This window comes from Streptomyces sp. PL-25 (assembly GCF_058344915.1).
The window spans coordinates 233,582-260,360 of the sequence record NZ_CP136997.1 but is presented as its reverse complement, the minus strand read 5'-3'; the positions used below and the strand labels follow the sequence as shown (position 1 = coordinate 260,360).

The following is a 26,779-nucleotide window of genomic DNA, read 5'->3' as shown; positions in this document are numbered from 1 at the left end:
GGGGCGGTGCGGATCACTGCGGCGGCAGACCGGAGTCGGGGGCCGGGGCGGGCAGTTCCCAGGGGGCGGGGCCGGTGCCCTCGCTCCAGGCGCGCAGCGCCTCGCCGTCCATGCAGACGATCCCGCAGTGCGCGGCGTACTCGACGGCCGGTGCCGTGAAGCCGCTGGTGGTCACCAGGGCCGCCACGCCGGCCTCGTGCACGGTGAAGCAGGTGCCGCCGAAGCGCTGGAGTTCCTGGGAGCCGACGCGGTTGTCCTCGCCGTAGCGCTTGCACTGGACGATCAGGCGCCGCCCCTGCGGGTCCACGGCCACGACGTCGGCGCCGAGGTCACCGGCCCCGCCGACCACCTCCACCGACCCGCAGCCGTCCCGCTCGCACAGCGCCGCCACGGCCTGCTCGAACGCGTCGGCGTCGAGAGCGGCGTAGTCGACGACGGTGGGTTCCGGCTCGTCGGCGGGCACGACGGCGCCCGGGGACGTGGGGGAGGGGCGCTCCTGCCCGGCGGGCGCCTCCAGCGCGTCGAGCGCGGTCCGCGTGGCCTCCTGGAGCGCCGCGGCGGCCCGGTGGGCGGCCCGCGCCGCCGAGCGCCTGCGGTACCGGCCGCGCACGCCCGCCACCAGGGCCGGGGCGCCGAGCAGGCACAGGACGACGGTCCAGACCGGGCGCCGCTCGACGACGGCGCCCGCCGCCCGCGCCACGATGCCCAGGACGATCAGGAGCAGGGCGAGCAGGGTGAAGAACACGGCGGTCGCGCGGAGATCGAAGCGCGGCCGGCCATGGTGGCGGAGTCTGCTGCCGCGTATGCGGCGGGTGGGCACGGTCACGGCGGGCGGTTCCCTCCTCCGGCGGATCCCCGCGGCCCCCGCAGGGCCCGGCGAGGCTCCGAGGGGATCCATGGGGTCCTCGGATCTCCACGGGTGTGAAGATCACCTCCGCCGTCTGCCCCCGTTCTCCCGTTTCACCGCCGTACGCATCGCGCCGGGGAGCCGAAGCGCTTTGCGGAATCGGCAAGTTCGCGTGCCGGATCCGGGTCGCGGGGCAAGGCTGGGCGTGTTCCGCGACAGGTTCCGCGACCGCGACCGATGGAGGAAGAGCCCCGATGAGTACCGAGGATGTCCTGGAGTTCTGGGACGGCGTCTACGCGGCCCGGCCGGTGGCCACCGAGCCCCGGCCGAACGCGCGGCTGACCGAGACGGTGACGGGTCTGCCGCCCGGTGACGTGCTGGACCTGGGGTGCGGCGGGGGCGGCGACGCGCTGTGGCTCGCCCGCCAGGGCTGGCGGGTCACCGCCGTCGACGTCTCGGCCGTGGCGATCGACCGGCTCACCGCACTCGCCCTCGCACACGGCCTCGGCGACCGGATCCGCGCCGAGCGGCACGACCTCGGCGCGTCCTTCCCGGACGGCCGGTTCGACCTGGTCAGCGCCCACTATCTGCAGACTCCGCTGGCCCTCGACCGGTCCGCCGCCCTGCACGCCGCCGCTCTCGCGCTGCGGCCGGGCGGGCGGCTGCTGGTCGTCGACCACGGCTCGACCGCGCCCTGGTCCTGGGTGCAGGACCCGGACGTGCGCTACCCGTCCGCGCAGGAGGTCGCCGAGGGCATCGGTCTCGATCCGGCGTCCTGGACGGTCGAACGGGCCGACGCGCCCCGCCGGACCGCGACCGGCCCGGACGGCAGCACCGCCGAGGTCACCGACCACGTCCTGATCATCCGCCGCACCGCCTGAGACGGTCCCCGGCACGAAACGCCCAGGCAGCCGAGCGCGCTGCCTGACATGACGTCAGAAGCAGGCCCCCGCACAGGAGAACACCATGCCCACCGCGCGCCGTCGCCGCAGCGACACCCCGCCGCCCCGGACCGGAGACAGCGAGATCGAGGTCCTGCGCGGCTTCCTCGACTACCTCCGGCACTCGGCCGCCGCCAAGGTCGAGGACGCCCCCGAGCCCGGGATCAGGACCGCCGCGGTGCCCTCGGGCACAAATCTGCTCGGTCTGCTCAACCACCTCACCCACGTCGAGCGGTCGATGTTCCTCGGCGATCGGGTCACCGCCTGGCAGGCGACCTTCCACGCCGCACCGCAGGACAGTGCCGCCGACGTCGTCGCCCGCTACCGGACGGCGGTCGAGCAGGCGAACGCGGTCCTCGACGGGTGCACCGACGCCGGTGCCCCGGTGCCCCGCCCCCGGTCGGACCGGCCCGCGCCCAGCGTCCGCTGGGCGCTCACCCACATGATCGAGGAGACCGGCCGCCACGCAGGGCACATGGACATCATCCGGGAACTGCTCGACGGGGCGACCGGCCGCTGAGGGCCGTGCCCTGTGCCCTCGGCGCGCGGGCGCACGGCTTCTCAGTAGCCGCTGAGCCGGGCCCGTACCCGCCGCAGGGCCTCGGGGCCCGCGCCGCTGTGCCGGCGCGACGGATCGGCGGGACGCCGTCCCCACAGCAGCAGCACCCGGGTGGCGGCGTCGCTCCCGACCATGGCGGCCCCCTCGGGAGGGGCGAGCCGGATGCCGTACCCGCCGCCGGGGTCGGCGCGGACGACGACGTCGTCCGTGCCCGGTGTGCGCAGCCGCCCTTCGAACGGTTCGTCGCCGGGTCCCAGACCGAGTCCGGCGCGGCCCCGGGCCAGCAGCGGGCGGCCGCCCGACACCTCGCTGTGCTCGGTCATCCACGGTTCGGCCAGGGCCTGTACGGCGGTGCGGTCGTCGCCGGTCAGGTCCCAGCGGTGCAGGATCAGCTCCTCCCGCATGTGTTCGGCGAAGAACGGCACCTTGACGGTGCGGCCGGTCCAGACGACCTCCGTCCGCGGGGACAGGCCCCGCGCGGCGGCCGCGGTGGTCTCCGCGAGCTGTTCGCAGCGGCTCAGGAAGGCGGCCCACAGCTCCTGGTCGGACATCCGCCGGTAGGGGTCTCCCGCTCGAAGCCCCTGGTCTCCACGGGTGTTTCGGCCAGGACTCCCTGGAGCACCCGGGCCAGTTCCTCGGCGTTGCCCGTCTGGTGGACCAGGACGTCCCGTACGGTCCACGCCTCGCACCAGGTGCCGTCGTCGGGGCGGCGCTCCTGCACGGCGCGGACGAACGGGACCAGTTCCGGCAGGGTCTCCTCGACCCGGGTGGGGATCATGTGCGATGGGTGTCCCGCTCGGGCCGCCCGCCAGACCGTGAGCGTCCCGAGCGGGACCGGCCCGCCTGGCTGCGGGAACGCGCGCGGCCAGGTGCGGAACGGGTGCGTCCGGGCGCGGGAGGTGTACGGCCGGGTGCAGGACGCGTACGGCCGGGCAGCCCCTTGCGGTCCAGGGCTGCCCGGCCCGCCGCGCACCGGTGTGCGTGCCGCGCCGTGCCCGGCTCAGTGCGCGCCGGACTCGCCGGGGCGTGCGTGGCGCGGCAGGAGGAAGGCGAGCAGGAAGGTCAGGACGAGCATGCCGTCGACGATCCACAGCACCGTCTTCATCACGGTGCCGAAGCCGCTGCGGAAGGCGGAGGACGCCGTGTCCTCCAGCGCCGCGGGTATCCGGGCCGCGTCCTGGGGCGACGTCACCGCCGACCGGGTGTCCTTCTCCAGCCGGGTGCAGGAGGCCGGGGTCGTCTCGGGGTCCTTGGCCACGGCGCGGTCCGAGGCACAGGTGCGCAGGTCCAGGACGACGCGGTCCTGGGCCGCCGGAGCGACGTGCGCGGCAGTCAACTGGCCCCGCAGGGCGTCGGAGTGGTCGTCGACGGCACTGGCGATCCCGCCGCCCAGCAGGCCGAAGAACACGGTGCCGAGCAGGGCCACGCCGAAGGCGCCGCCGAGCTGCTGGATCGCGGTCATCGTGCCGGACGCCGAGCCCGTCTCGTGCTGCTCGACGCTGGCCAGCACGATGTCGAAGAACGGGGCCATGAGCAGACCCATGCCCACACCCGTGACGAGCAGGGCCGGCAAGAGCTGCCAGGGGCCGACGCCGCTGCCCGCCATGTCCAGGGTCAGCCAGACACCGAACACACCGAGCGCCATCACCAGCGTGCCCGCCTGGAGCACGGCACGACCGAACCGGGCGACGGCCTGGGCGAGCCCGAAACCGACGATCATGCCGCCCGACCACGGCACCATCACGAGGCCCGCCTTGAGGGGCGAGTAGCCGAGACCGATCTGGGTGTAGAGGTTGAAGACCAGCATGAAGCCCTGCATGGTCGAGAAGAAGACCAGTCCGAGGGTCATGCCGCCGCTGAAACCGCGCTTGCGGAAGAGGCCGGGGATCACCAGCGGGTCCTGCCCGGCCCTGCTGCGCCGCGACTCGTAGGCGCCGAAGGCGATGAAGACGAGCACCGAGGCGCCCATCATCAGGAACGTCCACAGCGGCCAGTCGTACTCACGGCCCTGGACCAGCGGGAAGATGATCAGCATCGCGGCCAGCGAGACCAGGATCATGCCGGGGATGTCCAGGCGCGGCTTGCTGCCGGAACGGCCCCGCGGCAGATAGCGCACGGCACCGAGCAGGGCCGCGGCGCCCAGCGGCAGATTGATCAGGAAGATCATCCGCCAGCCGGTGCCGAAGTAGTCGGCGTCCACCAGCCAGCCCGCCAGGATCGGTCCGCAGACCGCGGACAGCCCCATGACCGGGCCGAACAGGCCGAAGGCCTTCTGGGACTCCTTCGGCGGGAACATCTCCTTGATCATGCCGAGGCCCTGCGGCAGCATCACCGCGCCGAACAGGCCCTGGACGACGCGCGCGCCGATCAGCATCTCCGGGGACATGGCGATCGCGCACAGGAACGAGCCCAGGGTGAAGCCGCCCGCTCCGACGAGGAACATCCGGCGGCGCCCGTGGATGTCGCCGAGCCGCCCGCCGGTGACGAGACCGACGGCCATCGACAGGGTGTACGCGGCGGCGAGCCACTGCAGGGTGGAGGCACCGCCGCCGACGTCGGCCCGGATGGAGGGGCCGGCGACGTTCGTGACGACGGCGTCGAGCAGATCCATCACCTCGGCCGCGAGGATGACGAAGAGCGCGGCCCAGCGCCACCGGTAGGGCGTCGGCGGATCGGCGTGGGGTGTCTCGGCGGACGCGACACCTGTGGTGGACATCGGTACTACTCCTCGCGGACGGGCGGGCCCGGGAGGAAGACCCCACGGGCACGGCGGGACGGACGGATGCGCCTCCGTGCGCGGGCTCGCGCCGGGGACGACAGGTCGGCCACCCCCCAGAGAACAGTGTTCACTGTACCTGAACACCGCTCACTCAGAGAACGGCGTTCATCAAGATATAGCGCAACTCTGCGACCCGGACAAGATATATCGCGTACTGTGCATCCTCCCGGTGCGCACAGGCGGTCGGCCAGTAGGTGAACAGTGTTCTCCGGTTGCCTAGACTGGGCTCATGAACGACGCGGCCGCCCACACTCCCGGATCCCCTCCGCCCACTCCGTGGGAGCGCAGGCGCCCCTCCCGCCCCCGCCTCACGCCCGCGCGCACTCCCCTGACGCGCGAGCGCATCGTGGACGCCGCCTTCGAGGTGCTGGACCGGCAGGGGCTCGACGGGCTGTCGATGCGCCAGGTGGCGGCCGGGCTGGAGGTGACGGTCTCCGCCCTCTACGCCCACGTCAGCTCCAAGGACGACCTGCTCCAGCTCATGTACAACCGGCTCTTCGAGGGCGTCGAGATGCCCGAGCCCGACCCCGAGCGCTGGCAGCAGCAGCTGCGCGACTTCGCCCGCTCGGGGCGCCGGCGCCTGCTGGCCCACCGGGACATGGCCAGGATCTCCATGGCCCACGTCCCCTTCACCGCCGAACTGCTGCCGCAGGTCGAGTCGTTCCTCGGCATCCTGCGGACCGCCGGACTGCCGGACCGCATCGCGGCCGAGGCCGGCGACCTCATCTCCACCTACATCGACAGCTTCGTCATGGGCGAGACCATGTGGCAGGGACGCGCCGGCCAGGACGAACGCGACGCGCCCGCCGGTTCCGGCCCGGACTGGAGCGGGATCGCCGAGGAGATGCGGACGTACTTCGCGTCCCTGCCCGAGCGTGACTTCCCCCATCTGCACGCCCTGTCCGGGCTGATGGTGACCGAGTCGGCCGACGAGCGGTTCGACATCGGCCTGGAGATCATCCTGCGCGGACTCGCGAGCTATCTCCCGGACGCCCGGCCGGGCACGGACCCGGACGACGGCGAGCCGCCGCGCCTCGGCTGACCGGCCGGCCTGTGCCGGCTGACACGTATCACCCGGGTGCCGCGCGCGGTGTCCGGCGCTCCGGCCGCGCACGAGCGGGCCGCGCCGGGACTGGACGCGGCGCGGGGCGGGGAGACTCGGGACAAGCGCGCCGGTGACTGTCGTACCGGCGCGGCCGTCGGCGGAAGGAACGGGTGGCCTCGGATGGATCCGGTGTCGGTGGCTCTGCTCGGCGCGCTGGCGGGCGGTGCCGGTGGTGAGCTGGGACAGCAGGCGTGGGCGGGGCTGACCGCGCTGGTGCGGCGGCCGTTCCGGCGCTCCGCAGATGACGGCGGCGCGGACGGCGGCACCCCGCCGGTCGTTCCGGGGCAGCGCGAACTGGCCAGGCTGGGCGAGGATCCGGGCGATCCGCGGCGGGCGCGGGAGCTGAGCGCGGCACTGGCCCGACGAGCCCTGTGGGACGCCGGCTTCCGCCACGACCTCGAAGCCTGGTACGCGTGGACCAGGACCCTCGGCATCGAGGAGGGCGCGGTGCGCAACACCGTCAGCGGCGGCACCCAGAACGGCCCGGTGCTCCAGGGCCGGGACTTCTCCGGTGTCTCGTTCGGGGCCCCGGCCCCGCCCCCGCCCCCGAGTCCGGCGCCTCGCCCCGCCGCCCCGGACGAGGACCCCGGGGACTGAGGCCCGCCCGCGCCCGGGGGGCCGTGCGGCCGGCTCCCCCCGGCGGTGGGATGATGGCCGGGTGAGCCGGGCCGTGGAGGACAGCAACCGCCGTATGCTGCGGGCGCGGGACGCGATGGACCGCGACTACGCGCGTCCGCTGGACGTGCCCGCCCTGGCCCGGATCGCACATGTGTCACCGGCCCACTTCGCCCGGACCTTCCGGGCCACCTTCGGCGAGACCCCGCACCGCTATCTGCAGCGTCGCCGGGTGGAGCGGGCGATGTTCCTGCTGCGCGGGACCGGCCGCAGTGTCACGGACATCGGGATCGAGGTCGGCTTCGCCAGCACGGGCACGTTCAGCCGCACCTTCCGGGACATCGTCGGCAGGTCACCGCGGACGTACCGCAAGGAGGCGGTGGCCGCCGGGGTCCCGACGTGCTTCACCATGGCCTGGACCCGGCCCAGTTCCTGACGTCGCGTCAGGCGCGGTCCGGGGTCTCGGCGATCGAGCAGTTTCGGATAAGTTCTCCGCCCCTCCGCTCGGTAGCGTGAGCGTCATGTTCAACGCCATCACGCACTCGCAGATATACGTCCTCGACCAGAACGAGGCCCATGACTTCTACGTCGGCAAGCTCGGCCTGGAGGTCGCCGCCGACATCGACATGGGCTTCATGCGCTGGCTGACCGTCAGCGTCCCCGGCCGCCCCGAGCGGCAGATCCTGCTGGAGCGGCCGGGCGCCCCGGCGATGTCGGAGGAGGTCGCGGAGCAGGTGCGCGAGCTGGTGACGAAGGGAGCGATGGGCGGCTGGCTCATCCTCACCACGGACGACTGCCGCAAGACCTACGAGACGCTGCTGGAGCGCGGGGTGGAGTTCACCGAGGAACCCACCGAGCGCCCGTACGGCATCGACTGCGGTCTGCGCGACCCCTTCGGGAACCGGATCCGCTTCACCCAGCCGAAGGGCTGATCACCGGGGAAGGTCCGCGCCGGGGGGCGGCTCACGCGCCTTCCCGCGCGTCCCCCGTGTCCCGCACCACGTAGGCGCCCGCCCGTGCGGCGGTCGCCGCCGCCTCGGCGGCCTGGTCGGCGGTGGCCTCGTCGAGCGGGTCGCCGCTGATCAGCAGCCGGTGGTAGAGGGGGGCGGAGACGGCGCGGATCACCTCCCGGGCGTCGGTGCCCGGGGGCGCCTCGCCCCGCTCGACGGCCTGCCCGACGCAGGGGGCCCACTCCTTCAGCCGGATGTCGTAGAAGCGGTGCAGCGCCTCGGCCGTCCGCACGTCACATGTGGCGGCCGCGATCAGGGCCCTGAACAGCGCGCCCTGGCGCGGATCCGTCAGAGTGCGCCGCACCAGGCGGGCGTTGGCCCTCAGGTCACCGAGCAGCGAACCGGTCTCGGTGCGCGGCACGGACTGCTCGGCCATGTCCACCAGGACATCGGCCAGCAGCCCTGTCACGGTTCCCCAGCGGCGGTAGACGGTCGTCTTGCCCACGCCGGCGCGGCGTGCGACCTCGGTCAGGTCGAGGTGGGCGAAGCCGTGCTCCGCCAAGGAGTCCTCGGCCGCCCGCAGCACCGCCTGGCGCACCCTGGCGGTGCGCCCGCCCGGCCGTACGGTTCCCGGTTCGGCTTCGTCCGACATAACGGCACTCCAGTTCCATTAACTCCATGGGCCTGCTACCTTTGGCGGCGGCTAACGAAACTATAGACCCGTTAGCTGATCCGTCGGTGAAAGGGGTCAGTCATGGAGTACAGGCGACTGGGCGCGTCCGGGCTCATGGTCCCGGCGCTGAGCTTCGGTGCCGGGACGTTCGGCGGGCAGGGACCGCTCTTCGGCGCGTGGGGCACGACCGGCGCGCAGGAGGCGCGGCGTCTGGTGGACATCTGCCTGGACGCCGGGATCACGATGTTCGACACCGCCGACGTCTACTCCGCCGGTGCCTCCGAGGAGGTGCTGGGGCAGGCGGTCAAGGGCCGCCGCGACCAGGTGATCATCTCCACCAAGGCCGGTCTGCCGACGGGGGACGGGCCGGGTGACGCGGGCTCCTCGCGCTCCCGGCTGATCACCGCCTGCGAGGAGGCGCTGCGCAGGCTCGGCACCGACCGCCTCGACCTGTTCCAGCTGCACGCCTACGACGCCGGAACACCCGTCGAAGAGGTGCTGTCCGCCCTCGACACCCTGGTGCGGGCCGGCAAGGTCCGCTACACCGGGGTGTCCAACTTCTCCGGCTGGCAGGTGATGAAGTCCCTCGCCGCCGCGGAGAAGCACGGCCACCCGCGCCATGTGGCCCAGCAGGTGTACTACTCCCTCCTCGGCCGCGACTACGAATGGGAGCTGATGCCGCTCGGCGTGGACCAGGGCCTCGGCGCGATCGTGTGGAGCCCGCTCGGCTGGGGGCGGCTCACCGGCAGGATCCGCCGTGGAGCGCCGCTGCCGCCCGGCAGCCGCCTGCACCGCACCGCCGACTACGGTCCGCCCGTCACCGACGACCACCTCTACGGCGTCATCGACGCCCTGGAGGCCGTCGCGGCCGAGACGGGCAAGGCGGTGCCGCAGATCGCCCTCAACTGGCTGCTCGGGCGGAAGACCGTCTCCTCGGTCATCATCGGCGCCCGGGACGAGGAGCAGCTGCGGCAGAACCTCGGCGCCGTCGGCTGGAGCCTCACCCCCGAGCAGGCCGCATTGCTCGACGCGGCCAGCCACCGCACGGCGCCCTACCCGTACTTCCCCTACGAGCGTCAGGAGGGGTTCGCCCGGGTGAACCCGCCGCTGTACCCCGCGCCCTGCTGAGAAGCGCTCTCGGGGGAGGCGTCCGCCCGCGCGGAGCGCGCGGGACCGCCGTCCCCGCCGGGCGGTTCACCCCCCGGCGGCTGCCCCGTCCAGGAGCTCCCGCACGAGCGCGGCGACCTGCCCCACCTCGACGAGGAACCCGTCGTGGCCGTACGGGGACCGGATCGTACGCAGCCGTGCGGCGGGGATCCCGGCCGCCAACTCGGCCTGCTGGTACGGAGGATAGAGGCGGTCGGAGTCGATCCCCGCGACGAGGGTCCTGGCCGTCACCCGGCGCAGCGCGGCCCGTGTCCCGCCCCGGCCGCGACCGACGTCATGGCTGTTCATGGCCTCGGTGAGGACGACATAGCTGCCCGCGTCGAAGCGGCGCACGAGCTTGGCGGCATGGTGGTCGAGGTAGGACTCGACCTGGTAGCGGCCGCCGCGCCAGGGGTCCTCCGCGCCCTGCGGCGTACGGCCGAAGCGGTCCCGCAGCTCCGGTTCGCTGCGGTAGGTGAGGTGGGCGATGCGCCGGGCCAGGCCGAGTCCCGTGTGCGGGCCGCGCCCCGGACCCGCGTCGTGGTAGTCACCGCCGTGCCAGTGGGGATCGTCGCGCACGGCGTGCAACTGTGCGTTCGCCCAGGCCAGTTGCTCCGCGCTCGCCGCGGCACCGGTGGCGAGCAGCAGCAGCGCACCGGTCCGCTCCGGACGGCTCACCGCCCACTCCAGCGCCCGCATGCCGCCCATCGACCCGCCGACGACCAGTGCCCAGCGCCCGATGCCGAACGCGTCGGCCAGACCCGCCTCCGCCGCCACCTGGTCCCGTTGTGTCAGGAACGGGAAACGGCTGCCCCAGCGGTGCCCGTCCGGGGCGGGGGAGGCAGGGCCGGTGCTGCCCTGGCAGCCGCCGAGCACGTTCGGCGCGACGACGAACCAGCGCCGGGTGTCCAGAGCCCGCCCGGCGCCGACGAGCCCGTCCCACCAGCCGGGCCCCGGGTGACCGGGCCCGGCCGGTCCCGCGACATGGCTGTCGCCGGTCAGCGCGTGCAGCACGAGCACCGCGTTGGAGCGGTCGGGCGCGAGCCGCCCCCACGTCTCGTACGCCAGGCGTACCCCGGGAAGCTCGCCGCCCGCTTCCAGGGGGAGCGGCGCCGCGCGCTCGTACCACAGGCGGCGCCCCGGCGGGTCCCCCTCCCGCCAGGCCCCGGAGGCCGGCGGGAGGGGAACCCCGGGGGACGTCGGCACGGTGCTCAGGACGCGCCCTTCGCCGCGCGGAACCCCGCCTCCAGGTCGGCCTTGAGATCGGCCAGGCTCTCCAGCCCGACCGACAGGCGCACCAGACCGGGCGAGGCGCCGGTGGCCGCCAGCTGCTCCTCGTCGAGCTGGCTGTGCGTCGTGGAGGCCGGGTGGATGATGAGGCTGCGCACATCGCCGATGTTGGCGAGGTGGCTGAACAGCTCGACCGCGTCCACGAACCGCTTGCCGGCCTCGATGCCGTCGCGCAGCTCGAAGGAGACCACGGCGCCGGCGCCCCGGGGCAGATAGGTGCGCGCCGCCGCGTGCCACTTGCTGGACTTGAGCCCCGGATAGTGCACGGCGGCGACCTCGTCCCGCTGCTCCAGCCACTCGGCCAGCGCCAGGGCGTTGGCCGAGTGCCGTTCGACGCGCAGGCTCAGCGTCTCCACGCCCTGGAGGAGCAGGAAGGCGGAGTGCGGGGAGAGCGCCGGGCCGAGGTCCCGCAGCAACTGGACCCGGAGCTTGACGGCGAACGCCCCCGGACCGAGCGCGGGCCAGTACCGCAGCCCGTGGTAACTGGGGTCCGGTTCGGTGAAGTCGGGGAACCGCTCGGGGCGGGCCCCGAAGTCGAAGGTGCCGGCGTCGACGACGACACCCGCGATGGCCGTGCCGTGCCCGCCGAGGAACTTGGTCGCCGAGTGGACGACGATGTCCGCCCCGTGCTCGATCGGACGCAGCAGATACGGGGTCGGGATGGTGTTGTCCACGATCAGCGGCAGCCCGGCCGTGTGCGCCACGTCCGCCACCGCCCGTACGTCGAGCACGTCGCCGCGCGGGTTGCCCAGCGTCTCGGCGAACAGCGCCTTGGTGTTCGGCCGCACCGCCGCCCGCCACGCCTCGGCGTCGTCCGGGTCGTCCACGAACGACACCTCGATGCCCAGCCTGGGCAGCGTGTGCCGGAACAGGTTGTAGGTGCCGCCGTACAGCGATGTGCTGGAGACGATGTGGTCGCCGGAGCCGGCCAGCGTCAGGATCGCCAGTGTCTCGGCCGCCTGCCCGGAGGCGAGCGCGACCGCCGCCACCCCGCCCTCCAGCGCGGCGATCCGCTGCTCGAAGACGTCCTGGGTGGGGTTGTGGATACGGGTGTAGATGTTGCCGGGCTCGGCCAGCGAGAACAGGTCCGCGGCGTGCTGGGTGTCCCGGAACACGAACGACGTGGTCTGGTAGACGGGCGTCGCCCGCGCGCCGGTCGTCGGGTCGGGCGCGGCGCCCGCGTGGATCTGCTTGGTCTCGAAGGACCAGGCCGAGGTGTCGGGACCTGCGGGTTCCTCGTCCGTGGTGTGACCGGCGGTGACGGAGTCGACGGGCTGGCTGCTCATGGCGGTTGCTCCTTGCACGGGGAGGGCGGGAACGCCCGGGGTACGGGGGAGGGGAGGCGGGGCGCGCGTGGACGCGGAGGACCGCGCCGGGACGTGGGGGACGCCGGGGAACCGCAGGACAGGCGCACCCGCCGCATGGGCGGGTGGGCACAGCGGTGCGGAACGGGGGAAGGACGCGGTCGGAGACCGGAGCGGGGCTCAGCTCACGACGGAACAGGCCGTGGTGGTGACACGCACGTAGTCGACGTGGCGGCGGGTCACGAGCACGGTCATGGGGGCCAGGTAACCACAGGGGGAGCGGCCGCGCACCAGCACCTCGCGGCCGTTCCACCGTGCGGGCGGCGGGCCGGGCGCGCCGTTGACACCTTTCGCGCCGCGTGCTTGCATCCCGGCATGCCTCCGTCGGAGCCGCTGACCCGCCGCCGTGCCGTGGACCTCGTCCGCGTGGCCGCCGCGCTGTGTCGTCCGCTCGCGGACTGACCTCCCTCAACTCCCTTGTTCCGAGCGGGCGTTCCCCGGCGTAGCGGGATGCTGCCCGGAACCGGTGCCGCTCGTCCCGTCCCCGGGCGCCGCCGCACGCACCCGCACCACCCGCACATCCGGCAAGGAGCACACATGACCGTCCAGGACACCGGTCGGCACACCGACCGGCACACCGCCCAGGACACCGATCAGGACTTCGACCGGAAGAGCTTCGTCGCGGCCTGGGAGCGGTGGCACCGCCAGAAGGAGGAAGCCCTCTCCGCCCCGCACGGATTCCTCGCGATCACGAGCCTGCACCGGCTGAGCGCGCGTCCCGCCCGGTTCGAGGACGCGCCCGGAGCCTGGTCCAGCACCGACGAGGGAGTGGTGGTCGACCTCGCCGAGGGCGAGGAGCTGACACTCGACGGCCAAGTCCTGCGCGGCCGTCACGACTTCGGGGTCATCGCCGAACGCGACAGCCTGTACCCCGCCGCCGGTGACGCGGTCGTCGAGATCGCCAAGCGCGGCGGCCAGGACATCCTGCGCCCACGCCACCCAGGCAACGGACTGCGGACGTCCTTCACCCACACGCCCGCCTACGAGCCGGACCCGCGCTGGGTCCTCACCGGCCGCTTCCTGGCGTTCGAGGAACCCCGCCCGGTCACGGTCGGCGCCGCGGTGCCGGGCCTCGAACACGTCTACGACTCGCCCGGTCGGGTCGAGTTCACCCTGGACGGCGGGGTGCACCGGCTCACCGCCTTCAACGGCAGGACACCCGGCAGCCTGCTGGTGCTGTTCACGGACCGCACCTCGGGCGTCACGACGTACGCGGCCAGCCGCTCCCTCCAGATCCCCGCACCGGACGCCGACGGCCGGGTGACCGTCGACTTCAACCGTGCCGGGAACCTGCCCTGCGCCTACACCGACCTGGCCACCTGCCCGCTCCCGCCGGCCGGGAACCGGCTGCCCGTCGCCGTGGAGGCGGGCGAGCGGATCCCGCTGGAGCGGGGCGGGAGCGACTGACCCCGGCGTGCCGGTCCGCACGCGATCCGCGCGGGGCCGGCGCGAACGTAACAGCGGGACCGACCAAGATCATCCGAATTGCACCCGTATACCGGGATGTTTGCTACGGCGACATGTCGACCTCGTGGCGGCACCGGCGAAAGGCTGGTGCCGCACCCTCGGTACGGACCAGGCTGACCCGCACACCCCGTGTGTCACTGTTCCGCACCCGCAGAAAGCCGCACCTCGCATGTACTCGACCTGTTCCTCCGGCGCGCCCCGAAGGGCGCTCACCCCCAGTGCGGTGAGGAGGTGCCGCGCATGCTGCGCCATGTGACACGCAAGGCGGCGGGCTGGCTTCTGATGATCGCGATCGCGACCAACGCAACGTATTTCCTGGCGAGTTGGTTCCTCGACCCGCGTTCGAACTACCGTGAGCTGCGGCCCGTGCGCACCGAGGAGCAGATCGACCGGGCTCTCGCGCCGTACAACCTGGACCCCCGGGTGCCGCTCGTGCACCGCTGGTGGGACTGGCTCACCTCGGTCACCCTGCACTTCGACTGGGGCACCTCGCCCACCGGCGTCCCCGTCAACGGCGAGGTCGGCTACCGCGCCCTCGTCAGCGCGGAACTGGTCGTCGTCGCGACCGTCCTGTCCGTGGTGATCGGCGTCGCGCTCGGCGTCCACACCGCCGCCCGCCAGTACGGCTGGGCCGACCGGGTGACCCAGGCCCTGTCCGTCCTCGTGTTCAACATCCCCACCTCCGTCGCCGCCCTCGCCGTCGTCTTCGTCGCGATCTGGCTGAACCAGCACGCCGGACTGCACTTCCTCTACGTCGCCGGCGAGAACTCGCCCGACGTACAGGGGCTGCTCCCCACCCTGGGCGACCGGCTCCTGCACCTGATCCTGCCGACCCTGACCCTCACCCTGATGGGCTACGTCGGCTACCACCTGACCCAGCGCTCGCTGCTCCTCGACACGATCGACGCCGACTTCGTGCGCACCGCGCGGGCCACCGGGCTCACCCGCGCCCAGGCCATCCGCAGGCACGCCCTGCGCTCCGCGCTCATCCCGACCGCGGCGTCCGTGGCGTTCAGCGTCCCGGCCGTCTTCACCGGCGCCGTCATCACCGAGACGATCTTCGGCTGGAACGGCATGGGGCGGTACTTCGTCCAGACCATCAGCAACAACGACGTGCACGGCACGGTCGCCACCGCTGCCTTCGCCGCGGCGCTCACCGCCGTGGGCGCGATCCTCGCCGACCTCGCCACGGTCTTCCTCGACCCGAGAGTGCGGGTGAGCTGACATGTCCACCGATGCGACTCCCGGCCCGACGGCACGTCCGGTCCCCCGCACCCGGGCCCGAACCGGCGACCGGCCCGAGCGGGCGGCGGCGCACACCGCGCGGCACACCCGACGCGGACCGGCCCGCACACCTCGGCCTCGGCCGCCTCTACCTGCGGCGCTTCCTGCGCAACCGGCTCGCCGTCGTCGGCGTGCTGATCCTCCTGCTGCTGGTGCTGTTCAGCGCCCTCGGCGGCCGGTTCACCCCCTACAGCCACACCGACGCCGACTTCGCCGCGCTCACCCGGCCGCCGAGCGCCCTGCACTGGTTCGGCACCAACCAGGGCGGCAACGACATCTACGCCTGCGCCGTGCACGGGCTCCAGCGCTCCCTGACGATCGCCGTGAGCGTGTCGGTGCTGACCATCGCGCTCGCCGCGGTGATCGGCTCCGGCGCCGCGTACTTCGGCGGCCGGGTGGAACGCGCGACACTCGCCGTCATCCACTTCCTCCTCGTCGTCCCCTCGTTCCTGATCCTCGCCCTCGTCTCGCACCGGCTGGCCGGCGACTGGCGCGTCCTGATCGTCGTGCTGACCGTGTTCGGCTGGATGCCGACCGCACGGGTCATCTGGTCCGTCTCGACGTCCCTGCGCGAACGGGACTATGTGAAGGCGGCCGAGTTCATGGGCGTCGGCCCGCTGCGCGTCATCCTGCGCCACATCATCCCCAACCTCGGCTCCCTGCTGATCGTCAACCTGACCCTCGGTGTCGTCGCGACCGTCCTCAGCGAGACCGCCCTGTCCTTCCTCGGGTTCGGCGTCCAGACACCGGACGTCTCCCTCGGCACGATGCTCGCCGACGGCGCGGGCACCCTCACCAGCGCACCGTGGCTCTTCGCCTTCCCGGCCGGGCTCGTCGTCCTGCTCACCGTGTCGATGACCTTCATCGGCGACGGACTGCGCGACGCCCTCGACCCCACCTCGGTGACCGGCTCGGCAGGAGGCCGACGATGACCCTCGCCACCCCCCTGCCCGCCCCGGCACCCGCCGCCGGGCCCGCCCCGGCCCTGTCCGTACGGGACCTGCGCGTCACCTTCCCCTCCGAGGCGGGACCGGTCGAGGCGGTACGCGGCGTCAGCTTCGATCTGCTGCCCGGCCGTACCCTGTGCGTCGTCGGCGAGTCCGGATCCGGCAAGTCGGCCACCGCCATGGGCATCATGGGGCTGCTGCCGCCCGCCGCCGAACTGCGCGGACAGGTACTGCTCGGCGGACAGGACCTCGTCGGCCTCGACGACCGGGCGCTGTCGAGGATCCGCGGCAACTCCATCGGCATGGTCTTCCAGGACCCGCTGTCCGCCCTCACCCCCATCTACTCCGTGGGCCGGCTGCTCTCCGACGCGCTCCGCGTCCACAAGGACCTGACGAAACGGGCCGCCTGGGAGCAGGCCGTCGCCCTCCTCGACCTCGTCGGCATCCCCGACCCGCGCGGCCGGGCCGGCGCCTTCCCGCACGAGTTCTCCGGCGGCATGCGCCAGCGCGTCGTCATCGCCCTGGCCATCGCCAACCGGCCCGCCGTGCTCGTCGCCGACGAACCCACCACCGCGCTCGACGTCACCGTGCAGGCCCAGATCCTGGACGTACTGCGGCTGGCCCAGCGGGAGACCGGCGCCGGGCTCGTCCTCATCACCCACGACCTCGGGGTGGTCGCGGGACACGCCGACGACGTCGCCGTCATGTACGCGGGCCGCTTCGTGGAGCACGCCGGTGCCGGAGAACTCTTCCGGCGGCCGAAGATGCCGTACACCGCGCGGCTGCTGGCCGCCGTACCCACCGTCGACGGCGGCACCCGCCGCCCCCTGGTCCCCATCGGCGGGGAACCGCCCACCCTGGCCGGACTCACCGGCGGCTGCCCCTTCGCGCCGCGCTGCGCCGTCGCCCTCGGCACCTGCCGCACCGCCGAACCGGAGCTGCTGCCCGTCGCCGGACACGGCAGCGCGGCCTGCCTGCGCGCCGCCGAGATCGCCGACGGCTCCCTGGACCCCACCGGCGGCGCCGCGCCAGCCGGGTCGCCCGCCGCCCCGGACCCGACCGCGACCGGTGAGGTGGTGCTCCGGGTCGAGGACCTGGTCAAGACGTTCCCCGTCACCAAGGGCGCCCTGCTCAAGCGCCGGGTCGGCACGCTGCGCGCCGTCGACCGGGTCGGCTTCGAACTGCGCGCGGGGGAGACGCTCGGCCTGGTCGGCGAGTCCGGCAGCGGCAAGACCACGACCCTGCTGGAGATCCTGCGGCTCGCCCGGCCCGAGGGCGGCCGTATCGAGATCGGCGGCACCGACGTCGCCACCCTCGACTCCCGTGGCCGCGCACGGGAGTTGCGGCGGGACGTGCAGATCGTCATGCAGGACCCGATGGGGGCCCTGGACCCCCGGCTGCCCGTCTTCCACTCGCTGGCCGAACCGCTGCGCGCGATCGGCCGCGACCGCGACACGATCCCCGCCCGGGTCCGCGAACTGCTGCACCTGGTGGGCCTGGACGACACGGTCGGCGACCGGTTCCCGGCCGCGCTCTCCGGCGGCCAGCGCCAACGGGTCGGCATCGCCCGCGCCCTGGCGACCGAACCGAAGCTGCTCGTGCTCGACGAACCGCTCTCCGCGCTGGACGTCTCGGTACAGGCCGGCGTGATCAACCTGCTGGCCCGGCTCAAACGGGAACTCGGCCTCGCCTACCTGGTGGTCGCCCACGACCTCGCCGTGGTCCGGTACATCGCCGACCGCATCGCGGTGATGTACCTGGGGCAGATCGTCGAGACCGGGGCGACCGAGGCCGTCTTCTCCGGGCCGCGGCACCCCTACACCCGGGCGCTCCTGTCGGCGGTACCGGTCCCCGACCCGGAGCGCGAACGCACCCGCGAGCGTGTCGTGCTGGAGGGCGAGCCGCCCAACGCCGCCCGGCCGCCCGCCGGTTGCGTCTTCGTCGACCGGTGCCCGCTGTACCGCCTCGCCGACGAGGAACTGCGCCACCGCTGCCGCACGGAACGTCCGGCCCAGACGTCCGCCGCCGACGACCCGGGCCACCGCTACGCCTGTCACGGCGTCTGAGCACACCCCGGCGACGGGCGTCCCGCCCGCTCCCCGAATCCGTACACCCGGCACGCCGTCCCGCGCCCGTCACCGGCGGCGCCGCGCCGTGCCCTCACCCATCCCACTCCCTGAAGGAACACCCCGCCATGCGCGCACGACTGGCCCTGCCCGTCGCCCTGATCGCCGCCGTCACCGTCACCGCCACCGCGTGCCAGTCCCTCCACCGGCACGGACTCCGCCGCCCCGGGCGCGAAGAACAGCCCCACGGCAGCGTCGTCCGCCGCCGACTACAACCCCGTGCCCTACGACCGGATCAAGGACGGCGGCAGCTACACCACGGTCGGCACCTTCGACGACCAGGGGCAACCCCTTCCATGTGAACTCCACACTGACCGCGTCCCGCGTCTGGGCCTGGTACAACGCCGTCGCGATCACCTACTCGCCGACCGGCGAGGTGCAGTACAACCCGGACTACTTCAGCGATGTGAAGGTCTCCGTGAGCGGCGGCGACCAGAAGGTCGTGCTGACCATCAACCCCAAGGCCGTCTTCAACGACGGCACCCCCATCGACTGGACCGCCGTCAAGGCCACCTGGCAGGCCAACAACGGTTCCGACAAGTCCTTCTCCGCCTCCTCCACGGACGGCTACTCCCAGATCACCTCGGTCGTCGAGGGCGCGGACGCCAAGCAGGCCGTCATCACCTTCAAGGGCGTCAACGCCTCCTGGTCCGCCCTGTTCACCACCTTCCTGCACCCCAAGGCCGCGACCGTCCAGAACTTCAACAACGCCTACGTCAAGAAGGCGCACCCGGAGTGGGGCACGGGCCCCTACACCGTCGGCACGTGGGACACCCACTCCGGCAACATCACCTTCGTGCGCAACCCCAAGTGGTGGGGCAAGAAGGGCAAGCTCGACAAGCGCGTCTACGTCAACCTGGAGTCGGCCGCGGCCGTCAACGCCTTCAAGAACGGGCAGCTCGACTACGTCGCCGTCGGCGACGCCGAGAGCCTCAAGCAGATCAAGGGACTCAAGGGCACGGAGATCCGCAGCGGCGGCAGCCCCTTCGAGTACTCGCTCTACTTCAACACCAGGTCCACCGTGCTCGCCGACCCGGCCGTGCGCAAGGCCATCGAGGAGAGCATCGACCGCGCGCAGATCGCGAAGATCCAGTTCCAGGGCCTCGACTACACCGAACCGCTGCCCGGTTCGGCCATCCTCTACAGCTTCCAGAAGAACTACCAGGACAACGTCTCCGCCGTCCTCAAGTACGCGCCCGAGGAGGCCGGCAAGGCGCTCGACGCGGCGGGCTGGAAGCCCGGATCCGACGGCATACGAGCCAAGGACGGCAAGAAGCTCGAAGTCGGCTACACCCTCCTCGGCGACGACGCCCTGGGCAAGGCGACCGCCGGCGCCTTCGCGGCGATGCTGAAGACCGTGGGCGTCCGCCTCGACATCAAGAAGGCCGACGAGTCGGAGTTCTCCAGCATCCTCAGCGACCGCAAATTCGACCTGTTCCTGTCGGGCAACCGCTCCATGGACCCGTTCGGTGCCCGCTACCTGTGCGACTTCTACTGCTCCGACCGCGACTCCAACCTCACCGGCGCGGGCTCCCCGGCCCTCGACAAGGAGATCCGCTCCGTCGCCCAGGTCGCCGACCTCACCGCGCAGGCGAAGAAGGCCAACGAGGTGGAACGCCGGGCGCTCCAGCAGTACGCCTTCCTCCCGCTGTTCAGCGGCCCCTCCACCTACGGGGTGAAGAAGGGCCTCGCCAACGTCGGCGCGACCATCTTCCACAACCCCCTCCCGGAGACGGTCGGCTGGGAGAAGTGACGTACCACCGGGGACGGCGGGCCACGCCCGGCCCGCCGTCCCCGGTCCGCTCAGCGGGGGCGCGACCCCGCACCGCGGCCCTGCCCGCGCCGGAGGCGTCAGCGGCGCAGCCGGTACCCGGTGAGCCGGGAGCGGGCCGCACCGGCGCTGATGCCGAGCCCCTGGCCGATCGTCTCGGCCGACAACTCGTCCGCCTCGGCGGCGTAGGCGGCCTCGTGGCCGATGTCGCGCGTGAGCTGCTCCAGTTGCCGCACGGCCCGCAGCGCCGCCACCGGAGCCTGGTCGACGAGCCGGGAGAGCCGCGCCTCCAGCCGGACCAGGGCCTCCGCGATCTCCTCCGGGACCGGCACGGCCAGGCGGTCCACGGCGTCGATGTGCGCGGACCAGTCGTCGTGCGCCGCACCGACGTCCAGGTCCTCCAGTCCGCCGTCGCCGATGTCGTCCCAGTCGACGGGATGGTCCGGGCCGCGCCAGTCGCACGAGCACGCCCCCCGGTAGGCAGCGGCCCTCGGCCTGCCCCACTTGCCGCTGTAGGCCCACCACTCACTGGTCTGGTACATGTTCGTCCCGCTGCCGATGTCGATGATGACCGGCTTCGGTTCGCTGCCGTCGGCCAGGACCGCACCCACGTACCCCTCGTGGGACGCCTCGAACTCCTCCGTCTGCCACACCACGACCGTCTCCCTCCCTCGCGTCCCACCGGGCCGGCGGGACCGCGTCCGAACCAACGAGGATGCCGCAACCCGGCCGCCGCCGCCGGGGAGTCGGCTACTCGCCCGGCTGAAACCCGCGGCTCGGGTGAAGCAGGTGGCCCGGACCGCACGGGAGTTCACTCGGAGGACGGCACGGGCTCCGCGGCACGGGCACGCGCACGGGCGCGGACACCGGCGACCGTCGCCGACCGGGTGAACGCGGCGGTGACCTCCAGCAGCCAGGCCGCCTCCGCCTCGACGGTCCGGGGCAGCGGCCCCGGCGCACCGCCCGCGCCGCCGCGCGCCGGGACGGCCTCGTACGGCCGGTCCGCGCGCTTGTGCTCCAGGGCGGCGGCGATGACCGCGGCCTCCACCACGGCGTGCCGGTCGAAGGCGTCCTCAGGTCCGGCGGCCCGTGCCAGGGCACGCACCACCTCCTCCGGCAGACCGGGCTCCTGGTGGGGGCGGAGCGCCAGGTGCGCGTCGCGGATCTCGATGACCCGGCGGTACAGCGCGAACTCGGCGTGCCGCGGCCCCCGGCGCCACACCGCGACCGGCCCGTCGAGCGCTATCTCCGGGAGCACCGAGTGCAGTTCGGCCCAGAGCGGCTCCAGCGCCCGGTAGGTGCGGCGGGCGCGCAGCCAGCGCAGCGGGGCGGTCAGCCGGCCGCCCCACAGACTGGTGGTGGCCCCGCCGGTGGCGAGCAGCGCGGTCACCGCGCCCAGCACGGCGGAGACGAGGTCCTCACCCAGCCCCTGCTCGCCACGGGACAGATCGGACGCCACGTCGTTGAACGCCCACAGCGTCCACAGCGCGCCGGACGCGGCGGCCAGCATCATCATCCTGAGCCCGGCCCGCAGCGGTCCGGACGTGGTCCGGCGGGCGTGCCGGGCGAGGGCGCGGACCAGAACGAGCAGGCAGAAGCAGCCGTAGCAGGCGAACACCGCGTTGTAGGCGGCCAGTGCCCAGCCCCGGTCCGCCCGCAGCACGCCCCGCCCGGCGTCGGTCGTCACCGCCGCCAGCAGGAAGAGAATGGCCGAACCCGCCTGCACGGCCCCGGCGAGCAGGACCTGGCGGCGTCTGCGGCGCCGCGCCGCGTGCGGATCGCGGTCCGCGGCGGTGAGGGCGTGGGCGACCAGCACCAGGAACGTCAGGGCTGCGGTCTTCAGTTCGTGCGTGACCAGCAGGTCGGCGTAGTGCCGCGGCAGGAGGCGGCTCACCGCGTCGAGGGTCGCCCGCGCGTTGAACAGCAGTGCCGTGCCCAGGCACCACGCGAACCCGGCGACATGGCGCTGCGCGGGATCGGCGCCGTCGCCGCGGGTGGTCCACAGCCGGTGCCCGGCGAAGACGAGCAGGACGGTGGCGGCCAGGTAGACCGCCAGGTCAGCCATCGGCGGGGCCGTCCGGGGCGCGGCGCTCCCGCCGGGGCCGGCCACCGGACGCGCCGCCGGGCGGCCCCGGCGGCGGCGCGCCGAACAGCGAACGCAGCCGGGCCTCGTCCTGCCCGGCCGGCTCGGCGGAGTCCGTGCCGCGCTCCAGGCGGGTGGCACGGTTGAGGATCAGGGAGGCGACCAGTTCCGCCTCGGCCTCCTGGGGCAGCGTGTAGACGGTGCGGCCCAGCACCCGTTCCACCAGGGCGGCGGGCAGGTGCGGCAGCAGCAGTTCGGCGGCGGCCGAGGCGGCGGGGGAGGTCTCGTGGTGCCCGCAGATGAGGTGGGCGGCCTCGTGCAGCAGGATGTGCTGCTGGTGCAGGGGAGTGGTGTCCGCGGCGTACACGATGCAGTCGGCGCGGTCGGTCGTGATCAGCAGCCCGCAGGGGGTGTGCGGACGGTAGGCGACCGGCATGAGCCGGATGTCGCGGCCGCGTTTTCCGGCGAGCAGCGCGATGAAGGCGCCGGCGTCGAAGGGGGTGGGCAGCTCCAGCCCTTCGACCAGGCGCGTACATCGCCGCCACAACCGTCTGCCGCTCCGGTCCTCCCCCACGAGCCACCCCTTCTCGCGCCCTCGCCGCGGTCCGTCCCGGCCGGTCAGCCGGTGGTGCCGTCCCTGGTGTCCGGCGCGGTGCCACCCCGGTCACGGTGGCCGCCGGCGGCCTGTTCACGGCGGGCGAGCACATCGATCATGTCATTGATCGTGTCCACTCCCTCGGGGGACAGGTTCACCGCCCGCAGCGCCACGCTGCGCACCCCGGCGTCCCGCATCGCGCCGAGCAGCTCCAGCTCCTTGGCGATGGCCTCGCCCTGCTCCTCGTCGAAGAAGTACGCCACCGGCACGTCGAAGAACTGCGCCAGTGCCTCCAGATGCCGCTTGGTCGGATTGTCCCGGCGCCCCGTGCGCAACTGCCACACGTACGTCGCCGAGAAACTCGCCCCGGTGGTCTCCCGGCACGCCCGAGCGACCTCCTCGTTGCTGAACTGCTCCCGGTTGGGCCGCCGTACGATCCGGAACAGCGCCTCGATCCGGTCGGCCAGGCTTGCCGGAGCGGCTTCGGAGCCGGTCATCCGCACCCTCCCCTCCCATGAGCCGATGTGGGATGTACCGCGTACGCGTGAATCCTAGCCGCCCCCGTGATCCGCCGGCCGGGTATGTGGACGTGGTGGCGCCTGGCCTCACCGGGCGGAACGTGCTCGGGTGGTGCCGTGCCCGGCGGCCCCGCCCGTCCCGGATCCGGGCGACCGTGTACGGCGGACGGCAGCCGCCCCGCCGGCCCGGCGCCCGCAGGAAGAGCGACATGACACGTGAGCAACGCGCCGCCCCCGGCCCTCCGTCCGGCGTCGTCGTCGTCGGCGGCGGAGCGGCCGGACTCAGCCTCGCCCACCGGCTGGCGGCCGCCGCCGTCCCCGAAGTGACGCTCGTGGACGCACCCGCCGGACCGCTGACGCCGCCCGAGCGGACGTGGTGCTACTGGGACCGGGGGAGCGGCGACCTCGACGAGGCGGTCAGCGCCTCCTGGTCCCGGCTGCGCGTCCACGGCGCCGACGGCCGGGCCGTCGCCCTGGACCCCGCCCCGCTGAGCTACCGCATGCTGCGCTCCACCGACTTCGAACGGCTGGTGCACGCCCGGCTCGCCCGGTCCCCCACGGTGCGCGTCCTGCGGGCGACGGCGCGCACCGTCCGCGACACCCCCGGCGGCGCCGAGGTGCGCTGCACCACGCCCGACGGCCGGACGCTGTCCCTGCGCGCCCGCCATGTGTACGACTCCCGGCCCCGGCCCGTCCTGCCACCGGCCCGCACCCATCTGACGCAGCACTTCCGCGGCTGGTTCGTCCGCACCCGGACGGACCGCTTCGACCCGGCCGTCGCGGACCTGATGGACTTCCGCGTGCCGCAGCCGCCGCACGGGCTCGCCTTCGGCTACGTCCTGCCCCTGGCACCGGACCGGGCGCTCGTGGAGTACACCGAGTTCTCCCGGACGCCGCTGACCCGCGAGCGGTACGAGGCGGCGCTGGCCCACTACAGCGAGGACGTCCTGCGGCTCGGCCCGCTCACCGTGGAGTCGGCCGAGCAGGGCGCCATCCCCATGACCGACGGCCACTTCGCCCGGAGGGCGGGAGACGCCGTGTTCCGGATCGGGACCGCGGGCGGCGCCACCCGCCCGGCGACCGGCTACACGTTCGCCGCCGTGCAGCGGCAGACCCGGGCCATCGCCGCCGCCCTGCGCGCGGGCCGCGCGACCGCGCCCCCGCCGCACCGGCGGCGGGCCCTCGCCATGGACGCGGTGCTGCTGCGCGCCCTGGACACCGGGCGGATCGACGGCCCCGACTTCTTCACCGGCCTGTTCCGCCGCGTCCCCGCCGAACGCCTGCTGCGCTTCCTCGACGGCACCACCACCCCCTGGGAGGACTGGGGCGTCGGCATACGCACCCCCGTGGTCCCCATGCTGCGGACCGCCGTCGAACTCCCCTTCCTGCCCCGCCGCCCCCGCGGCTCCCCACCGAGCGGAGAGAGCCACCGATGACACTGCTGCGCGACCACGACCTGGCCCGCGCCTTCGACCACGCCGCGCCCACCTACGACCGCCTCACCGCCCTCAACCCCGGCTACCGCACCGACCTCCTGCGCTCGGCACGCCGGCTGCGGCTGCCCGGGGGCGGCGCCGGACTGCGCGTACTGGACCTCGGCTGCGGCACCGGCGCCTCCACCAGGGCGCTGCTGCGGGCCGCGCCCTACGCCCGGATCACGGCCGTCGACGCCTCCTCGGGGATGCTGCGGCGCGCCCTGGCCAAGCGGTGGCCGGCCGGGGTGCGCTTCCGGCACCTGACCGCCGAGGAGGTGGCGGCGGCCGGGGAGGGGCCGTACGACGCGGTGTTCGCCGCCTATCTCTTCCGCAACGTCACCGACCCGGACGGCGTCCTCGCGGCCGTACGCTCGCTGCTGCGCCCGCACGGCCGGCTCGCCGTCCATGAGTACAGCCTCAGCGGCTCGCCCGCCCACCGCGCCCTGTGGACGGCCGTGTGCCGGGGCGTCATCGTCCCCGCGGGCACCCTCACCGGCGACCGCGCCCTCTACCGGCACCTGTGGCGCAGCGTCCTGGACTTCGACACCGCGCCCGCCTTCCGCGCGCGGCTGGCGGCGGCGGGGTTCACCCATGTCCGCGCCGTGCCCGTCGCCGGATGGCAGACGGGCATCGCGCACACCTTCCTGGCCCGCGCGGGGGCCGCCGCACCGGCGGCGGGGGACGCCCGGTGAGCGCGGCAGGCCGTACGGCCCGCCGGGGCCGCGACCGCAGGGCCGAGATCGTGCCGGCCGCGCCCGGCCGGGACCGCTTCGGGAGCGGGGACGCGCCCCGTGTCGCCGTGGCCGGCGGGGGCGTGGCGGGACTGGCCGCCGCCACCCTGCTGGCCGAACGCGGCGCCCGGGTGACCCTTTACGAACGCGAGCAGTCCCTCGGCGGACGCCTCGCGGGCCGACGCGTCCGCCTCGCCGACGGATCAGCGGCGACCATGAGCCGCGGCTTCCACGCCTTCTTCCGCCAGTACTACAACCTGCGCGGCCTCCTGCGCCGCACGGACCCCGGCCTCGACCGGCTGCGCCCCCTGCCCGACTACCCGCTGCGGCACAGCGGCGGACTGACCGACAGCTTCGCCCACGTCCCGCGCACCCCGCCGTTCAGCGCGCTCGGCTTCGTCGCGCTGAGCCCCACGTTCGGCTGGCGCGACCTCACCGCGCTGGACGCCAGGGCCGCGCTGCCGCTCCTGGACGTCCGGGTGCCCGAGGTCTACGAACGCTTCGACGGCATGAGCGCCACCGCGTTCCTGGAAGCGGTCCGCTTCCCCGCGGCCGCGCACCACCTCGCCTTCGAGGTGTTCTCCCGCAGCTTCTTCGCCGACCCGCGCGAACTGTCCGCCGCCGAACTGCTGTTGATGTTCCACATCTACTTCCTCGGCTCGGCCGAGGGCCTGCTCTTCGACGTGCCCACCGAGCCGTTCCCCCAGGCGCTGTGGGAGCCCCTCGGCGACTATCTGCGCCGCCTCGGAGCGGACCTGCGCCCCGGCACGCCCCTGCGCGCCGTCCGCCCGGACGAGGGCGGGGGAGTGGAGGTGCGGACCGACCGCGGCACGGAGCGCCACGACGCGGCGGTGCTCGCCCTCGACCCCGGGGCGCTGCGCGACCTGGTCGCCGCCTCACCCGCCCTCGGCACCCCGGCCTGGCGCGCGGACATCGCCGCCCTGAGCACCGCGCCGCCCTTCCTCGTCTCCCGGCTCTGGCTGGACCGCCCGGTCCGCGCCGACCGCCCCGGATTCCTCGGCACCAGCGGCTACGACGGCCTCGACAACGTCAGCGTCCTCGAACGCTACGAGGGCGAGGCCGCCCGCTGGGCCGCCCGGAGCGGCGGTTCGGTCGTGGAGCTCCACGCCTACGCCGTCGCCCCGGGCACCGCGCCGCAGGACATGCGGCGGCGGCTCGTCGAGGGCCTGCACCGCGTGTACCCGGAGACACGCCGGGCCCGCGTGGTGGACGCCCGTCACGAGTGGCGCGCCGACTGCCCCTTCTTCCCGGTCGGTTCGCACGCCCGCAGGCCCGCCGTCCGCACCCCGCACCCGAGGGTGACGCTGGCCGGTGACGCGATCCGCTGCGACCTGCCCGTGGCCCTGATGGAACGCGCCGCCACCACCGGCTTCCTGGCCGCCGGTGCCCTCCTCGCGGGCTGGGGCGTGCGCGGCCAGACGCTGTGGACGGTCCCCCGGGCCGGCCGCTCACCCGTGCTCAGGGCCGTCTGCCGGGCCGGGAGCCGCTGACC

General features: G+C 73.8%; 27 protein-coding genes. 15 read left to right on the top strand and 12 right to left on the bottom strand.

Features of this window, described 5'->3' with window-relative positions; all coding sequences use genetic code 11:
• Window positions 1-13: 13 nt before the first annotated feature.
• Entirely contained in the window at window positions 14-826 is an 813-nt protein-coding gene (locus R4Z62_RS01140) for a restriction endonuclease (RefSeq protein WP_491518866.1), read from the bottom strand.
• A 275-nt stretch (window positions 827-1,101) separates the two neighbouring features.
• Between R4Z62_RS01140 and R4Z62_RS01135 the strand changes: the two genes are divergently transcribed.
• Together R4Z62_RS01135 and R4Z62_RS01130 are read left to right on the top strand one after the other, a co-directional pair.
• Window positions 1,102-1,728 (top strand): methyltransferase domain-containing protein, encoded by a 627-nt coding sequence (locus R4Z62_RS01135; protein ID WP_491518865.1) that lies wholly within the window; start codon window positions 1,102-1,104, stop codon window positions 1,726-1,728.
• An 85-nt stretch (window positions 1,729-1,813) separates the two neighbouring features.
• Complete coding sequence (locus tag R4Z62_RS01130) at window positions 1,814-2,308, top strand: DinB family protein (protein WP_355483597.1); 495 nt, start codon at window positions 1,814-1,816, stop codon at window positions 2,306-2,308.
• A 41-nt stretch (window positions 2,309-2,349) separates the two neighbouring features.
• On the opposite strand, the gene R4Z62_RS01125 is transcribed toward R4Z62_RS01130, so the two are convergent.
• The 3 genes from R4Z62_RS01125 to R4Z62_RS01115 all read right to left on the bottom strand — a co-directional run bounded on the left by R4Z62_RS01125 (window position 2,350) and on the right by R4Z62_RS01115 (window position 5,063).
• The gene (locus R4Z62_RS01125; protein ID WP_491518864.1) at window positions 2,350-2,898 is read right to left on the bottom strand and encodes a hypothetical protein; all 549 of its coding nucleotides are present in this window, start codon (window positions 2,896-2,898) and stop codon (window positions 2,350-2,352) included.
• On the bottom strand, window positions 2,865-3,125 hold the full coding sequence (locus R4Z62_RS01120; RefSeq protein WP_491518863.1) for a maleylpyruvate isomerase N-terminal domain-containing protein: 261 nt from the start codon (window positions 3,123-3,125) through the stop codon (window positions 2,865-2,867). Before R4Z62_RS01120 ends, R4Z62_RS01125 begins: the two co-directional genes overlap by 34 nt.
• Before the next feature lie 222 nt (window positions 3,126-3,347).
• Window positions 3,348-5,063, bottom strand: a complete 1,716-nt coding sequence (locus R4Z62_RS01115) for an MFS transporter (RefSeq protein WP_491518862.1) — start codon at window positions 5,061-5,063, stop codon at window positions 3,348-3,350.
• Between the two features lie 292 nt (window positions 5,064-5,355).
• Here R4Z62_RS01115 and R4Z62_RS01110 point away from each other — a divergent pair, with 292 nt between their 5' ends.
• The 4 genes from R4Z62_RS01110 (at window position 5,356) to R4Z62_RS01095 (ending at window position 7,778) form a co-directional block, all read left to right on the top strand.
• Entirely contained in the window at window positions 5,356-6,168 is an 813-nt protein-coding gene (locus R4Z62_RS01110; protein WP_355483601.1) for a TetR/AcrR family transcriptional regulator, read from the top strand.
• A 183-nt stretch (window positions 6,169-6,351) separates the two neighbouring features.
• Complete coding sequence (locus R4Z62_RS01105) at window positions 6,352-6,828, top strand: hypothetical protein (protein ID WP_491518861.1); 477 nt, start codon at window positions 6,352-6,354, stop codon at window positions 6,826-6,828.
• 61 nt (window positions 6,829-6,889) lie between these two features.
• Window positions 6,890-7,282, top strand: coding sequence for a helix-turn-helix domain-containing protein (locus R4Z62_RS01100; protein ID WP_173860790.1), 393 nt, complete (start codon window positions 6,890-6,892; stop codon window positions 7,280-7,282).
• A gap of 85 nt (window positions 7,283-7,367) precedes the next feature.
• Window positions 7,368-7,778 carry a VOC family protein gene (locus R4Z62_RS01095; RefSeq protein ID WP_491518860.1) on the top strand — a complete coding sequence of 137 codons (411 nt, stop codon included), beginning with the start codon at window positions 7,368-7,370 and terminating at the stop codon, window positions 7,776-7,778.
• 31 nt (window positions 7,779-7,809) lie between these two features.
• Here R4Z62_RS01095 and R4Z62_RS01090 read toward each other — a convergent pair whose 3' ends face one another.
• The gene (locus R4Z62_RS01090; RefSeq protein WP_491518859.1) at window positions 7,810-8,448 is read right to left on the bottom strand and encodes a TetR/AcrR family transcriptional regulator; all 639 of its coding nucleotides are present in this window, start codon (window positions 8,446-8,448) and stop codon (window positions 7,810-7,812) included.
• A 102-nt stretch (window positions 8,449-8,550) separates the two neighbouring features.
• Here R4Z62_RS01090 and R4Z62_RS01085 point away from each other — a divergent pair, with 102 nt between their 5' ends.
• A complete protein-coding gene (locus R4Z62_RS01085) occupies window positions 8,551-9,597 on the top strand; it encodes an aldo/keto reductase (RefSeq protein ID WP_491518858.1) in 1,047 nt (348 codons plus the stop codon).
• Window positions 9,598-9,663: 66 nt separating this feature from the next.
• On the opposite strand, the gene metX is transcribed toward R4Z62_RS01085, so the two are convergent.
• The 3 genes from metX to R4Z62_RS01070 form a co-directional block, all read right to left on the bottom strand.
• Window positions 9,664-10,830: a homoserine O-acetyltransferase MetX gene (metX, locus tag R4Z62_RS01080; protein WP_491521818.1), complete on the bottom strand. Its 1,167-nt coding sequence runs from the start codon at window positions 10,828-10,830 to the stop codon at window positions 9,664-9,666.
• Window positions 10,827-12,191 carry a bifunctional o-acetylhomoserine/o-acetylserine sulfhydrylase gene (locus tag R4Z62_RS01075; RefSeq protein WP_491518857.1) on the bottom strand — a complete coding sequence of 455 codons (1,365 nt, stop codon included), beginning with the start codon at window positions 12,189-12,191 and terminating at the stop codon, window positions 10,827-10,829. The genes metX and R4Z62_RS01075 overlap by 4 nt, the downstream gene beginning before the upstream one ends.
• A gap of 198 nt (window positions 12,192-12,389) precedes the next feature.
• Window positions 12,390-12,578, bottom strand: coding sequence for a hypothetical protein (locus R4Z62_RS01070; RefSeq protein ID WP_491518856.1), 189 nt, complete (start codon window positions 12,576-12,578; stop codon window positions 12,390-12,392).
• A 228-nt stretch (window positions 12,579-12,806) separates the two neighbouring features.
• On the opposite strand from R4Z62_RS01070, the gene R4Z62_RS01065 reads away from it, so the two are divergent.
• The 5 genes from R4Z62_RS01065 to R4Z62_RS01045 all read left to right on the top strand — a co-directional run bounded on the left by R4Z62_RS01065 (window position 12,807) and on the right by R4Z62_RS01045 (window position 19,846).
• A complete protein-coding gene (locus R4Z62_RS01065; RefSeq protein WP_491518855.1) occupies window positions 12,807-13,676 on the top strand; it encodes a DUF1684 domain-containing protein in 870 nt (289 codons plus the stop codon).
• A 300-nt stretch (window positions 13,677-13,976) separates the two neighbouring features.
• Entirely contained in the window at window positions 13,977-14,960 is a 984-nt protein-coding gene (locus R4Z62_RS01060; RefSeq protein ID WP_064530967.1) for an ABC transporter permease, read from the top strand.
• Between the two features lie 11 nt (window positions 14,961-14,971).
• Window positions 14,972-15,952 carry an ABC transporter permease gene (locus tag R4Z62_RS01055; RefSeq protein WP_491518854.1) on the top strand — a complete coding sequence of 327 codons (981 nt, stop codon included), beginning with the start codon at window positions 14,972-14,974 and terminating at the stop codon, window positions 15,950-15,952.
• Complete coding sequence (locus tag R4Z62_RS01050; protein ID WP_491518853.1) at window positions 15,949-18,033, top strand: dipeptide ABC transporter ATP-binding protein; 2,085 nt, start codon at window positions 15,949-15,951, stop codon at window positions 18,031-18,033. Before R4Z62_RS01055 ends, R4Z62_RS01050 begins: the two co-directional genes overlap by 4 nt.
• A 358-nt stretch (window positions 18,034-18,391) precedes the next feature.
• Complete coding sequence (locus R4Z62_RS01045; protein ID WP_491518852.1) at window positions 18,392-19,846, top strand: ABC transporter family substrate-binding protein; 1,455 nt, start codon at window positions 18,392-18,394, stop codon at window positions 19,844-19,846.
• Window positions 19,847-19,944: 98 nt separating this feature from the next.
• Here the strand turns inward: R4Z62_RS01045 and R4Z62_RS01040 are convergent, their stop codons facing one another.
• From R4Z62_RS01040 to R4Z62_RS01025, 4 genes are all read right to left on the bottom strand, one after another.
• Window positions 19,945-20,520: a hypothetical protein gene (locus R4Z62_RS01040; RefSeq protein WP_491518851.1), complete on the bottom strand. Its 576-nt coding sequence runs from the start codon at window positions 20,518-20,520 to the stop codon at window positions 19,945-19,947.
• Window positions 20,521-20,675: 155 nt separating this feature from the next.
• A complete protein-coding gene (locus R4Z62_RS01035; protein ID WP_491518850.1) occupies window positions 20,676-21,929 on the bottom strand; it encodes an MAB_1171c family putative transporter in 1,254 nt (417 codons plus the stop codon).
• Window positions 21,922-22,521 carry a ParH-like protein gene (locus tag R4Z62_RS01030; protein WP_355484282.1) on the bottom strand — a complete coding sequence of 200 codons (600 nt, stop codon included), beginning with the start codon at window positions 22,519-22,521 and terminating at the stop codon, window positions 21,922-21,924. The genes R4Z62_RS01035 and R4Z62_RS01030 overlap by 8 nt, the downstream gene beginning before the upstream one ends.
• Window positions 22,522-22,565: 44 nt before the next feature.
• Entirely contained in the window at window positions 22,566-23,039 is a 474-nt protein-coding gene (locus R4Z62_RS01025; RefSeq protein ID WP_018566151.1) for a helix-turn-helix domain-containing protein, read from the bottom strand.
• A gap of 230 nt (window positions 23,040-23,269) precedes the next feature.
• Between R4Z62_RS01025 and R4Z62_RS01020 the strand changes: the two genes are divergently transcribed.
• From R4Z62_RS01020 to R4Z62_RS01010, 3 genes are read left to right on the top strand one after another with little or no spacing between them, the layout of a single operon-like run.
• A complete protein-coding gene (locus R4Z62_RS01020) occupies window positions 23,270-24,496 on the top strand; it encodes a lycopene cyclase family protein (RefSeq protein ID WP_491518849.1) in 1,227 nt (408 codons plus the stop codon).
• Complete coding sequence (locus R4Z62_RS01015) at window positions 24,493-25,227, top strand: class I SAM-dependent methyltransferase (RefSeq protein ID WP_491518848.1); 735 nt, start codon at window positions 24,493-24,495, stop codon at window positions 25,225-25,227. Before R4Z62_RS01020 ends, R4Z62_RS01015 begins: the two co-directional genes overlap by 4 nt.
• Window positions 25,224-26,777 carry an FAD-dependent oxidoreductase gene (locus R4Z62_RS01010; protein ID WP_491518847.1) on the top strand — a complete coding sequence of 518 codons (1,554 nt, stop codon included), beginning with the start codon at window positions 25,224-25,226 and terminating at the stop codon, window positions 26,775-26,777. The genes R4Z62_RS01015 and R4Z62_RS01010 overlap by 4 nt, the downstream gene beginning before the upstream one ends.
• Window positions 26,778-26,779 lie beyond the last annotated feature (2 nt).

What these genes read in the sequence shown, in the direction of transcription:
- R4Z62_RS01020 (WP_491518849.1), top strand. Translation starts at nt 23,270, where the DNA reads ATGACACGTGAGCAACGCGCCGCCCCCGGCCCTCCGTCCGGCGTCGTC.
- R4Z62_RS01035 (WP_491518850.1), bottom strand. Translation starts at nt 21,929, where the DNA reads ATGGCTGACCTGGCGGTCTACCTGGCCGCCACCGTCCTGCTCGTCTTC.
- R4Z62_RS01090 (WP_491518859.1), bottom strand. Translation starts at nt 8,448, where the DNA reads ATGTCGGACGAAGCCGAACCGGGAACCGTACGGCCGGGCGGGCGCACC.
- R4Z62_RS01050 (WP_491518853.1), top strand. Translation starts at nt 15,949, where the DNA reads ATGACCCTCGCCACCCCCCTGCCCGCCCCGGCACCCGCCGCCGGGCCC.
- R4Z62_RS01075 (WP_491518857.1), bottom strand. Translation starts at nt 12,191, where the DNA reads ATGAGCAGCCAGCCCGTCGACTCCGTCACCGCCGGTCACACCACGGAC.
- R4Z62_RS01105 (WP_491518861.1), top strand. Translation starts at nt 6,352, where the DNA reads ATGGATCCGGTGTCGGTGGCTCTGCTCGGCGCGCTGGCGGGCGGTGCC.
- R4Z62_RS01085 (WP_491518858.1), top strand. Translation starts at nt 8,551, where the DNA reads ATGGAGTACAGGCGACTGGGCGCGTCCGGGCTCATGGTCCCGGCGCTG.
- R4Z62_RS01120 (WP_491518863.1), bottom strand. Translation starts at nt 3,125, where the DNA reads ATGATCCCCACCCGGGTCGAGGAGACCCTGCCGGAACTGGTCCCGTTC.
- R4Z62_RS01070 (WP_491518856.1), bottom strand. Translation starts at nt 12,578, where the DNA reads ATGCAAGCACGCGGCGCGAAAGGTGTCAACGGCGCGCCCGGCCCGCCG.
- R4Z62_RS01015 (WP_491518848.1), top strand. Translation starts at nt 24,493, where the DNA reads ATGACACTGCTGCGCGACCACGACCTGGCCCGCGCCTTCGACCACGCC.
- R4Z62_RS01110 (WP_355483601.1), top strand. Translation starts at nt 5,356, where the DNA reads ATGAACGACGCGGCCGCCCACACTCCCGGATCCCCTCCGCCCACTCCG.
- R4Z62_RS01115 (WP_491518862.1), bottom strand. Translation starts at nt 5,063, where the DNA reads ATGTCCACCACAGGTGTCGCGTCCGCCGAGACACCCCACGCCGATCCG.
- R4Z62_RS01060 (WP_064530967.1), top strand. Translation starts at nt 13,977, where the DNA reads ATGCTGCGCCATGTGACACGCAAGGCGGCGGGCTGGCTTCTGATGATC.
- R4Z62_RS01130 (WP_355483597.1), top strand. Translation starts at nt 1,814, where the DNA reads ATGCCCACCGCGCGCCGTCGCCGCAGCGACACCCCGCCGCCCCGGACC.
- R4Z62_RS01055 (WP_491518854.1), top strand. Translation starts at nt 14,972, where the DNA reads ATGCGACTCCCGGCCCGACGGCACGTCCGGTCCCCCGCACCCGGGCCC.
- R4Z62_RS01135 (WP_491518865.1), top strand. Translation starts at nt 1,102, where the DNA reads ATGAGTACCGAGGATGTCCTGGAGTTCTGGGACGGCGTCTACGCGGCC.
- R4Z62_RS01025 (WP_018566151.1), bottom strand. Translation starts at nt 23,039, where the DNA reads ATGACCGGCTCCGAAGCCGCTCCGGCAAGCCTGGCCGACCGGATCGAG.
- R4Z62_RS01065 (WP_491518855.1), top strand. Translation starts at nt 12,807, where the DNA reads ATGACCGTCCAGGACACCGGTCGGCACACCGACCGGCACACCGCCCAG.
- R4Z62_RS01125 (WP_491518864.1), bottom strand. Translation starts at nt 2,898, where the DNA reads ATGTCCGACCAGGAGCTGTGGGCCGCCTTCCTGAGCCGCTGCGAACAG.
- R4Z62_RS01095 (WP_491518860.1), top strand. Translation starts at nt 7,368, where the DNA reads ATGTTCAACGCCATCACGCACTCGCAGATATACGTCCTCGACCAGAAC.